The organism is Novacetimonas hansenii JCM 7643 (genome assembly GCF_000964405.1).
Lineage (GTDB): Bacteria > Pseudomonadota > Alphaproteobacteria > Acetobacterales > Acetobacteraceae > Novacetimonas > Novacetimonas hansenii.
Window position 1 is genome coordinate 1 of record NZ_BANE01000225.1, and the last position, 11,025, is coordinate 11,025.

At 62.0% G+C, this 11,025-nt stretch carries 12 protein-coding genes; 8 read left to right on the forward strand and 4 right to left on the reverse strand.

Annotated elements, in window-relative coordinates:
• Positions 1–225 precede the first annotated feature (225 nt).
• Positions 226–1,245, reverse strand: a complete 1,020-nt coding sequence (gene epmA / locus B7G66_RS13670; RefSeq protein WP_003617340.1) for an EF-P lysine aminoacylase EpmA — start codon at positions 1,243–1,245, stop codon at positions 226–228.
• Between the two features lie 211 nt (positions 1,246–1,456).
• On the opposite strand from epmA, the gene B7G66_RS13675 reads away from it, so the two are divergent.
• The 6 genes from B7G66_RS13675 (at position 1,457) to B7G66_RS13700 (ending at position 7,100) form a co-directional block, all read left to right on the forward strand.
• Positions 1,457–2,512, forward strand: a complete 1,056-nt coding sequence (locus B7G66_RS13675) for a lysine-2,3-aminomutase-like protein (protein WP_003617338.1) — start codon at positions 1,457–1,459, stop codon at positions 2,510–2,512.
• An 83-nt stretch (positions 2,513–2,595) separates the two neighbouring features.
• Complete coding sequence (gene efp / locus B7G66_RS13680) at positions 2,596–3,162, forward strand: elongation factor P (protein WP_003617336.1); 567 nt, start codon at positions 2,596–2,598, stop codon at positions 3,160–3,162.
• 111 nt (positions 3,163–3,273) lie between these two features.
• Complete coding sequence (locus B7G66_RS13685) at positions 3,274–4,104, forward strand: inositol monophosphatase family protein (protein ID WP_003617334.1); 831 nt, start codon at positions 3,274–3,276, stop codon at positions 4,102–4,104.
• Positions 4,105–4,313: 209 nt separating this feature from the next.
• Entirely contained in the window at positions 4,314–5,054 is a 741-nt protein-coding gene (locus tag B7G66_RS13690) for an OmpA family protein (RefSeq protein WP_141312665.1), read from the forward strand.
• A gap of 14 nt (positions 5,055–5,068) precedes the next feature.
• Positions 5,069–6,115, forward strand: a complete 1,047-nt coding sequence (locus B7G66_RS13695; RefSeq protein ID WP_003617329.1) for a hypothetical protein — start codon at positions 5,069–5,071, stop codon at positions 6,113–6,115.
• 19 nt (positions 6,116–6,134) lie between these two features.
• Positions 6,135–7,100: a peptidoglycan -binding protein gene (locus B7G66_RS13700; protein WP_003617327.1), complete on the forward strand. Its 966-nt coding sequence runs from the start codon at positions 6,135–6,137 to the stop codon at positions 7,098–7,100.
• 230 nt (positions 7,101–7,330) lie between these two features.
• Here the strand turns inward: B7G66_RS13700 and B7G66_RS13705 are convergent, their stop codons facing one another.
• The 3 genes from B7G66_RS13705 to B7G66_RS13715 form a co-directional block, all read right to left on the reverse strand.
• Complete coding sequence (locus tag B7G66_RS13705) at positions 7,331–8,029, reverse strand: tetratricopeptide repeat protein (protein WP_003617326.1); 699 nt, start codon at positions 8,027–8,029, stop codon at positions 7,331–7,333.
• 13 nt (positions 8,030–8,042) lie between these two features.
• Positions 8,043–8,168 carry a type B 50S ribosomal protein L36 gene (gene ykgO, locus B7G66_RS13710; protein WP_003617324.1) on the reverse strand — a complete coding sequence of 42 codons (126 nt, stop codon included), beginning with the start codon at positions 8,166–8,168 and terminating at the stop codon, positions 8,043–8,045.
• Between the two features lie 91 nt (positions 8,169–8,259).
• Entirely contained in the window at positions 8,260–9,228 is a 969-nt protein-coding gene (locus B7G66_RS13715; protein WP_048859286.1) for a hydrogen peroxide-inducible genes activator, read from the reverse strand.
• A 134-nt stretch (positions 9,229–9,362) separates the two neighbouring features.
• On the opposite strand from B7G66_RS13715, the gene B7G66_RS13720 reads away from it, so the two are divergent.
• Positions 9,363–9,905, forward strand: coding sequence for a peroxiredoxin (locus tag B7G66_RS13720; protein ID WP_003617318.1), 543 nt, complete (start codon positions 9,363–9,365; stop codon positions 9,903–9,905).
• A 410-nt stretch (positions 9,906–10,315) separates the two neighbouring features.
• Positions 10,316–10,849, forward strand: a complete 534-nt coding sequence (locus tag B7G66_RS13725) for a carboxymuconolactone decarboxylase family protein (RefSeq protein ID WP_040511325.1) — start codon at positions 10,316–10,318, stop codon at positions 10,847–10,849.
• The last annotated feature ends 176 nt before the right edge of the window (positions 10,850–11,025 follow it).

Here is an 11,025-nt window from a genome sequence, read left to right on the forward strand (position 1 = left end):
GGAAAAAGCTTCACCAAAAACCTTTATGATTTCAGGATGTTATCGAGCCTGACTTTTCAAACAGCCTCTTGAAAAATCACTTATTTTCAATTCGTTATCAAAAATGCCCATGATGCCCGCAAAGGCTGCCCTGGTGTCAGCACCATGACCTGAACCTTGATCCCTGCGGGAAAAGGCTTCACCGAAATTTCATAGATTTCGGCCAGTTCCCACAATCTTTTACCTTCACTCCCCCGACAGCCAGAGCACATCCTCAATCCGCCGCGTCCCCGCCGCGAGCATCACCAGACGATCCAGCCCCAGCGCGATCCCCACACAGGATGGCATGTTCCCCACTGCAGCAAGGAACGCATGGTCCATTGGCCATGTCGCCTGCGGGTCATCGCCATACAGGTCGGCCCGCCGGGCGCGATCGGCCATAAAACGTGCCTCCTGCTCCACCGGGTCGGTCAGCTCCTCGAACGCATTGGCCAGTTCGATCCCATCGGCATACAGTTCGAAACGCAGCGCCACGCGCGGGTCCGCGGGATCACGCCGCGCCAGGGCCGCCTGACTGGCGGGCCAGTGGGTCAGGAAGGTCGGACATGTGCGCCCGATATGCGGCTCGATACGTTCCATCAGCAGGCGGAAAAACAGGTCTTCCCAGCTTTCCCCCGCACGCAGGTCACATCGTGCGGCCTGCGCAAGCGCAGTCGCGTCGTCGCCCGTCGCCAACAGGTCAAGCCCGGCATACCGTGCAAAGGCATCGGCCATCGTCAGGCGTTCGAACGGGGGGGTCATTGCAACCCGTGATGCCGCACCCGGCAGGACCGGCGGCAAAATGGCGCGCAACAGGGCCTCGGTCTCATCCATCAGGTCAGACAGGCTGGCATGGGGGCGATACCATTCCAGCATCGTGAACTCATGCGCATGCAGGCGGCTGCCTTCCGCATTGCGCCAGACCCGTGCCATCTGGAACACCGGCAGGTGGGTTGCGGCCACGATACGCTTCATCGCGAATTCGGGACTGGTGTGCAAAAACAGCGGACGCACCGTCCCATCGGGGCGATGCTGCTCGGTGCGAAATACCTTCAGATGCACTTCCTCCCCCGGCGTCGGCACGGCATAGGGGGTTTCGACCTCCAGATACCCGCGTCCCTCAAAAAACGCACGCACACCGCGCACCACCAGCCCACGCCGCCGCAACAGGGCAAGGCGTTCGGCAATGCGGTCAGGATCGCCAGATCCGATACCCTTTCTGGACATGGGGACACAAAACTCCGGTTGCAGGAACAAGCGGCGCGCAGTACAGCGCGGCAGTCTCCCCTCTGGTCAACCCCTTTATGCCCCCTGCCTCTCGCAAAGCCGTTTTTGGTGAAGTTTTCTCCCAAGACGCTTTCGAAAAGCGGTGCATTCCTGAAAAAGTCGCCCCCCGGAAACTTTCCCAACCCTGATCCATCCGTTATGAGGCACCTCCATGCCAGACACCACACGCCCCGCCCCTGCGCGCACGTTACGCACCGTCCGCGACCTGGTGGAAGCAGGGCTGGTGTCGCAGGCCGCGCAACCCGCGCTGGAGGCTGTGGCGCATGACTATGCCACCGCGATCCCCCCCGCCTTTGCCGCACTGATCGAACATCCCGATGACCCGATCGGGCTGCAGGTCATTCCCGACCCGGCGGAACTGCATACCACGACAGAGGAACGTTCCGACCCGATCGGCGATGACGCACTGTCACCCGTGCCAGGAATTGTGCATCGTTATGCCGACCGCGCACTGCTCAAGCCACTGCTGATATGCCCGCTTTATTGCCGGTTCTGCTTCCGGCGCGAACATGTCGGCCCTGATGGCGGCGTGCTGGATGATGCGGCGCTGGAACGTGCGCTGGACTGGCTGCGCGCGCATCCGGCCATTGGCGAAGTGATCCTGAGCGGGGGCGACCCGATGATGCTGTCGCCCCGACGCATGGGCCACATCATCCGCGCGCTGGAGGCGATGCCCCACGTTCACACCATCCGCATCCATACCCGCGTGCCCGTGGCCGACCCCGAACGCGTGACGGCGGACATGATGGCCGCCCTCGACACCACATGCAGCCTGTGGATGGTCATACATGCCAACCATGCCCGCGAACTGACCCCCCAGGCACGCAAGGCCATCCGCCGCATGCAGGCGCAGGCCATCCCCGTCATCGCGCAATCCGTCCTGTTGCGCGGGGTCAATGACACGCCACAGGCGCTTGAGGACCTGCTGCGCGCCCTCGTCGCCGCACGGGTCAAGCCATATTACCTGCACCAGCTCGACCCCGCGCCCGGCACGTCACGCTTTCGCGTGCCCATTGCCGAGGGACAGCGCCTGCTGGCGGCCCTGCGCGGGCGTGTGACGGGGCTGGCATGGCCGACCTATGTGCTCGACATCCCCGGCGGGCATGGCAAGGTGCCGATCGGCCCGGGCTATCTCGACACGGTTGAGGGGATGGGCATGCAGGTGCGCGATCCACAGGGCAGGCCACATCGCGTGGAAGAAGGTTAGCGCGCAAACCTTGCCCTTCCGCGCCGGGGAAGGTAGAAGCCCATCCTTGCAAGACATTCCCACAAGTTCAGACAGAGACCCCAATGAAACAGCAGGCGAACCTGATCCGTGCCGGACAGGTCATCGAGCATGACGGCCGTCGCTGGACGGTCCTGAAGCAGCAGATCATCACTCCGGGCAAGGGCGGCGCCTTCATCCAGGTTGAGATGCGCGACCTCAAGACCGGCAACAAGACGAACGAACGCTGGCGCACGGCGGATACCGTCGAACGCCTGATGACCGAGGAAAAGGAATATACCTATTCCTATATGGACGGCGACAACATCGTCCTGATGGACCCGGAAACGTTCGAACAGTTGCTGCTGCCGCTTGACCTGCTTGGCGATCAGGCGCCGTTCCTGCAGGACAACATGACGCTGATCCTCAACCTTGTCGAAGGCGATCCGGTGGGCGTTGTCCTGCCCAGCCAGGTGACGCTTGAGGTCGTGGAGGCCGATCCCGTCGTCAAGGGCCAGACGGCAAGTTCGTCGTACAAGCCCGCGCGCCTGTCCAACGGCGTGAAGACGATGGTCCCCCCCTTCATCGAAGCGGGCGAAAAGATCGTGGTCCGCACCGAGGACAGCACCTACGTCGAACGGGCGAAGTCCTGATCCCCGCGCCGCCGCGACACCCACCCGGGTGTCGGCGGCCTGGCGCGTTCCCGTCCCAATCCCATCATTCCCGCTTCACCGCCGAACCAGACAGGACCGATCACCGTGGCAATGCGACTTTCCCCTCATATGACGGTCATGCAGAACGCCGCGCAGAAAGCTGCGCGCCGGCTTCTGCGTGACTTCAATGAGGTCGAACAGCTTCAGGTCAGCATCAAGGGACCGGGCGATTTCGTGTCGCAGGCGGACCTGCGCGCCGAAGCCACCCTGCGCGAGGAACTGGGCCGCGCGCGTCCGGGCTATGCCTTCCTGATGGAGGAAAGCGGCGCATCTGGCGGCGACGGATGGACGTGGCGCTGGATTGTCGATCCGCTGGACGGCACGACCAACTTCCTGCATGGCATCCCGCACTGGGCCATTTCCATCGGCCTGCAGCGCCGCCTGCCGGACGGTACGATCGAAATGGTCGCAGCCCTTGTATATAATCCCGCCGGGAACGAAATGTTCTGGGCTGAAAAGGGCATTGGCGCGTTCCTCAACGAACGTCGCCTGCGCGTGTCGGCGCGGCGCAACATGGATGAATCCCTGTTCGCAACAGGCATCCCCTTTGCAAAGGTATCGGCCAAAAACCGGCTGTCCTTCGCCCGCACGCTTGGCGCGCTGATGCCACAGGTCGCGGGTGTGCGGCGTTTTGGCGCGGCGGCACTCGACCTTGCATGGGTCGCGGCAGGCCGGTACGAGGGATATTGGGAACTGGGCATTCGCCCATGGGACTGCGCCGCCGGTGTGCTGCTGGTGCGTGAGGCCGGGGGTTATGCCACAGACCCAAATGGCGTGGACCTCAATGACTTCCCCGATTCGGTGGATGCGGTCGCGGGGAATGCGCACATGCATGGCATCCTGCGTGAACTTGTCGCCAACAGCCTCGTCACGCGTTCCTGATCCCTTCCGACCCCCGATGGCGCACGTATTGTCGTAACCATCGCCACCATGGTGCGCGTCCCGCACCATGGTCCATCCACGTGCCGGCGCACGTGGATGTTGAGTGCGCCCTGCCCCTCGTCTAGCGTGTCGGCACCATGTCAGATGAACCGACCCCCACGCCCCGCAGGGCGCCTTTCATATCGCATCCGTCCCCACACCCCCGCGCCATGTTGGCCATCCATGCGCGCATCGCGCTGGCGCTGGTGACGGGGCTTGCCGCACCGGCGGGCATCCGCGCGGCACATGCGCAGGTCATTACCCATCCCGATGCGCTCAACACGCTTGGCGCGCCACCGCCCACCCCGGCCGTTGCAAGACCGGCCACGCGCCCCGTCGTCGGCAGCAACGAAATGGGCCGACATGCCAGCGCCCCACCCGATGGCGCGAATCCGGCTGCCGCCACTCCTGCTGCCCCCCCTGCGGCTGCCATACCGCAGGTGGCGACGACGCCACCGGCCAATCCCGTCCTGCGCCCACCAGAAGTGCATGTGCCCCTGCATCCCGCCCCGCCCCCACCGGAAGTAAAGCCCGACCCCGCGGCCAAGGGCCATGCCGCGCGCATCCCTGGTGGCACACGCCTGTATTTCGGGGACCAGAGCGCGGACATGAACCCGCGCATGATTGCGGCATTGCAGACATTGGCGGGCGTAATGCAACGCCTGCCGGAACAGCATGTGATGATTGCCGCATATGGCGAAGGCAATGGCGACGATGCCTCCACCCCGCGCCGGATCGCGCTGTCACGCGGGCTTGCCGCACGGTCCGTCCTGATCCATGCCGGGGTCGCATCGACACGCATTTACGTACGTGCCATCGGGCAGCCACCAGAAAATCAGATCGGAATAACACCGGACTGTATTGACGTGACCCGCTCTGGTGTGGTGGCGTCGAGTCCTTCTCCCTCCTAAGAGAGCAGCCCTGCGTGACGCGACCGACAACCTATATCCTTCGAATCGTCCTGTTTCTTCTGGCTGTGGGCATTGTCGCCTCCATGCTGGGAAGTACGCTGTACCAGGCGTTTTTCAATAATCCTTACCTTGATGGCCTCATCCTAGGCATCCTGGCGCTGGGAATCGCGTGGAATGTCTCCATGGTCCTGCGCCTGATCCCTGAGGTGCGCTGGATCGACACCATCCGCCACCCGCGTGAAGGACTGACCACACCGCCGCCACCGCGCCTGCTTGCCCCCATGGCCTCCATGCTGGCGACGCGCGAACGTGGCACGCGCCTGACACTGTCGGCCCCCGTGGCGCAATCGCTGCTCGACAGCCTGTCATCGCGACTGGACGAAGGGCGCGAACTGTCGCGCTACCTTACGGGGCTGCTGATCTTCCTTGGCCTGCTGGGCACATTCTATGGGCTGCTGCTGACGGTGGGATCGGTCGCGGATGTCATCGGCAGCATGACCGTGGGGTCGGGCGACATGACGGCCATGTTCGATCAGCTCAAGGCCGGGCTGGCCGCGCCGCTGCATGGCATGGGCACCGCGTTTTCCGGTTCCATGTTCGGGCTGGCTGGCGCGCTGGTGCTGGGGTTCCTCGACCTGACGGCAGGACAGGCGCAAAACCGCTTCTTCAACGAGCTTGAAGAATGGATGGCCAGCATCACGCGGATGTCGGGCGGCAACATCTCCACCACCGGTGAAGAAGCGACGATCCCCGCCTATGTCGAGGCGCTTTTGGAACATACGGCGGAAAACCTTGAAAAACTTCAGGTCCTGCTGTCACGCAATGAGGAGCAGCGCGCGCATGAACAGCACCTGCTATCGTCCCTGAACGATCATCTGGCGCAGATGGCCGCCCCACGCGGGAGCGAGCACCTGCAGAATATCGAGGCCCTGCTGGCACGCCTGGTGCAGGAATCCGAAGCCGGACGCACGCAGATTTCCAGCGAAATCCGTGGCGACCTTCGCCTTCTGGCCCGCACCATCGCCGCAGCCGCACCGGGTGCGGGACGCCCGGCCTCCTGATCTACAGAAAGTTCCCGTCATGGCCCGCCGATCCCGCCGCCAGTCCCGCTCCTCTGAACTGAATGCATGGCCGGGATATGTGGACGCGCTGTCCACACTCCTGATGGTCATCATCTTCGTACTGCTTGTCTTCGTGCTGGGGCAGGCATTCCTGTCGGTTGCGCTGAACAAGCGCCAGCAGGTCCTTGACCAGCTTCAGCGCGAGGTCGCGCATCTCAGCCAGATGCTCTCTTTGGAGCAAAGTCATAACCACTCCCTCGAACAGTCGGTAGCCACCTTGCAGAAGGAACATGCTGCCGACGAGGCCACGACAACCTCGCTTACGGCGCAGGTCAGCCAGCAGGCGGCTGAACGCGACGATGCACGCCATCAGGCCGACGAGCTTAACAACCAGCTTGCACAGCTCAGCGCACAGCTTGCCGCGGTCAGCACGGCGCTGGAGATCAGCCAGAACGAGGTGCATGACCGCGACCGCAAACTCGACAACCTTGGCATGCAGCTTAATATCGCATTGGCGCAGAAGGTGGAGCAGTTGCAGCGCTATCGCTCCGAATTCTTTGGCCGCCTGCGTGATGTGCTGAAAGATACCAAGGGGATACAGGTCGTGGGCGACCGGTTCGTATTCCAAAGCGAGGTCCTGTTCCCTGTTGGCAGTGCCGACCTGTCGCCAGAAGGCATACAGGAAATCAAGGTGCTGGGCCGGACGCTGAAACAGGTGGCACAGCAGATCCCACCATCGGTGCCGTGGATACTGCGCGTGGATGGGCATGCCGACCGCCTGCCGATCCACACAGCCTTCCCCAGCAACTGGGAACTGTCCTCCGCACGCGCGATAACGGTGGTGAAGATGCTGATCGCCGACGGGATCAGCCCGCGTCACCTTGCCGCCACGGGCTTTGCCGATTTCCAACCGCTGGATAATGGCACGACAGCCGAAGCCTTCGCACGTAACCGCCGTATCGAATTCCGCCTGACTGACCGGTAATGAACTGACCGGCAATTACGGGAATAAACATTCAGGATTTCGGGCAACACTTTCCCACACCCCGTTTCAAAGGCGTCGTCTTTTTGAAAAAAGGCGACGCCTTCTGAAGCTTTTAGAAAAAGCTTCACCAGAAACCTTTATTCCCCAATATATTTTCTGGGCTGTTTCCCGGCAGTGCCCAGAAAATCAGGACATCGTCCCTTCCCCTCATCGAATCGCAATGAGAAGGTTCAGGTGGGACGCCCGAATGCCTTGAGCCGCAGGTCTTCCGTCTGGTGCGCAGCACCGGGGAACAGGGGATACAGCGTCATGACATGCTGCCACGCTTTCCACGCGGCACCCCAGTCACCGCGCACGCCTTCCGCCTCACTCAGGATCTGCCACGCCAGTACATCGCGCCCGTCATGGTGCAAGGCGATGCCAAGGTCGGCCACCGCCCCATCAGCATCTGCCCCCGCCAACCGCGCCTGCGCACGTAAACGCCACAGGATTTCAACGTCCGGCTGCAAGACAAGGGCGTCGTTCAGGTCTTCCTGCGCATCACCGACCTTCTGCTGCGCCAGATCGGACTGCGCACGCCGGACCAGCAGGTGGGTGGTGGGGGTGATATCCTTTTGGCGCAACGTCTCGATCCGGGCCAGCAGGTCGCTTGCCGCCTGCTTCGACTTTGCGTGCAGCAGTTCATCCTGCAGTTCGGGGATGCCAGGCTCCTTCGTCTCCCCGCCCTTGCCGGCCGGGGCGGGGGACGATGCGCCATGGGCTGGTGACGCGACGGGTACGGGGGGTGGGGCAGACGCCGCGACACAGGGCATCGCCGGGACAATAGGAGCGACCACAAGGCAGAAAAAACACAAAAGGCCGCGCAACCGCAGGGTTTCCCCACCGGTCACGCGACCTCGTGTCGCATCAATATGGAACCTGACGGTCAAATCCGTCCGGCAATCAGCCCTGACGGGCCTTCATGCGCGGGTTCTTCTTGTTGATGACATAGACCTTGCCACGACGACGGACCACACGGCAGTCCTTGTCACGAACCTTGGCCGACTTCAGGCTGTTTCTGATTTTCATGATCCGACCCTCGACTGGCGGCTGATAACCGCAAAGAGGCGCCCGAATACCCCTGACCGCGCGATGAGTCAACTCCGCCGATATATCTTCGTTACTTTTTATCCCCGAAAACCGGGGCCTGCTGGGCATTCGCCGCCATCGGGCCGACATCGGGCGGCATGAAAAATGGGGCCAACGTCCTGAAATCCCCCATCCGCGGGGAACGTGGCCGCCATGCCAGCCCGATCGTGCGCCATGCCTGGCATCCTGTAACCGGACGCGCAACAACCGCCTGATCGCGCAGCAGGCCGGACAGGACCGCCATCTGCGGCAGCAACGCCACACAGAGTCCCGCAGCCACCATTTCCACCAGCGTATGCAGGGACGTGACGGTAAATTCCTCCTCCGCCCCTTCCGGGCTGGACCATCCCCGCACCTGACGGCATAGCGCCAGCGTCTGGCCCCGCAGGCAGTGCCCGTCCTCCAGCAGGATCATGCGCTGGGACACGATCCGTTCAACCGGCACGGCGGACAGTTTTGACAGCGGGTGCATCTGCGGCATCACCAGCACGAAGGGATCACGCCACAGGGGCCACGTCTCGCTGTCGGCGCAATCACACGGCATCGCCAGCAACACGAGATCCAACCGCCCAAGCGCCAGTTTCTCCAGCACATGATGGGTCAGATCCTCGTTCAACGACAGGCGCATGCGCGGAAATCCCTGTCGCAGCCTGCGGATCAGGTTAGGCACGACAAACGGGCCGATGGTCGGGATGACCCCGATCCGCAAAAGCCCGCTCATGGGTTCATGCGACGCCGCCGCCACGTCCAGTACCGACTGTAACGATTCCAGTGCAAGGCGCGCGCGCGTGACCACTTCGTTACCCAGCGGGGTAAACACCACTTTCTTGCCGACATCACGATCAAGAAGCTGCACGTCCATCTGCCGTTCCAGCGCGAGGATACCGGCCGAAAGCGTGGATTGCGTGACGGCGCAGCTTTTGGCGGCACGGCCGAAATGACGCAATTCCGCAAGGGTCACAAGATAGCGCAACTGCTGTGCGGAGGGCATGGGAAGCATCGACTAATTCGATCATAAATATATAAATTATTCGCTGGCATGATAGCAGCACCAGGACCATAGATATACCCCATCGGACGCGCCCCACCGGGCGGGCTGCCTGATCCCAAACCGAATCAAGGGAGATTCCACAAATGCTTACAGTCGGTGACAAGTTCCCCAGCTTTAACCTGCAGGCCGTTCCCGGCGGGGCCGAGGGCCTGAAGGGTGAGTTCGTCCAGATCTCGGACGAAAGCAACGAAGGCAAGTGGAAGGTCGTCTTTTTCTGGCCGCTCGACTTCACCTTCGTCTGCCCGACCGAAATCGTGGCCTTCGGCAAGCTGGCCGGAGAGTTCAAGGACCGCGACGCCGTCGTGTATGGCGTGTCGATCGACAGCGCGTTCGTCCACCTGAACTGGCGCCTGAACAACGAGGACCTGAAGAACCTCGAAATTCCGATGCTTTCCGACATCAAGCGTGAGCTGATTGAAGGCGTGGGCGTCATGTCGCAGGGCGCGGGTGCTGCCTATCGCGCAACCTTCCTTGTCGATCCCCATGGCGTCATCCGCCATGTCAGCGTCAACGACCTGTCGGTCGGTCGCAACCCGCAGGAAATCCTGCGCATCCTCGACGGACTGCAAAGCGATGAGCTGTGCCCGTGCAACTGGAAGAAAGGGGATGCCTTCATCAAGGCATGATCTTTCCCTGATCCGGGCCTGAGCGGCCCTGACCAGCCTTGGGCACCACCCCGCATGTCTGTCGGCATGCGGGGTGGCGTTTCCGCATACCCGGATGCCGTGCCCCTGCCTGTAACCCCGCGACATCCCGGCATACGGGCCACCCCACCATCATGCGATGCCCCCACATGGGGGACAGCCGTATCGGGACGGGGTGCCCTATTATTTCACCCGCTTTTCCCATCCTGAGGCCGTTTGAAAAACCCGGTATATTAACCTTTTGAAATCACGAAAGTTTTTGGAGATTTTTTACCTGTGGGCTTCATAAATGACGTTGTCCCGATTTGGGAAAAAGCGACGCCCGGGAACTTTCATCTTCCTGTACCAATGGGTTGTTTTCAAACAGTCTCCCCGTGCTGAGGCATATGTCCATGTCGCTTGATACACTCAAATCCCTGCTGCCTGATTATGCCAAGGACCTGAAGCTCAACCTTGGCGCCCTCGCCCATGACATTACCCTGACGCCGCAGCAGCTTGCAGGGACATTCGTGGCCTCCGCCATTGCATCGCGCAACCCGCTTGTCACCGAACTGCTAAGCACGCATTTCGCCGATGCCCTGTCGACAGAGGCGCTTGACGCCGCGCGGGCCGCTGCTGCCATCATGGGCATGAACAATGTCTATTACCGCTTCGTGCATATGGTGGGCGGCGATTATGCCAAGATCCCGGCACAGTTGCGGATGAACGTGATCGGGCGGCCGGGTGTGGAAAAGGTTGATTTCGAACTCTGGTCGCTTGCCGTGTCGGCCATCAACGGATGCGGGATGTGCATGGAAAGCCATGAACACGCCCTGCGCAAGGCGGGACTGACGACAGAGCAGATCCAGACCTCCATACGCATCGCCGCGACCGTGCATGGCGTGGCCGTGGCCCTTGATGGGGTCAAGTCCCCTGCCGCCACCTGATCCGGGCGGAAAACGGCATCTTCATGAAAAAGATGCCGTTTTTTTGCATATGGCCGTTGCCAGACCTGCCGAACCCTGTTATTTGCCCATCCACCGAATGGTTGTCGGGGTTTCTTCTTCCCGAAAACTTATGCGGGTGTAGCTCAGTTGGTTAGAGCGCCGGCCTGTCACGCCGG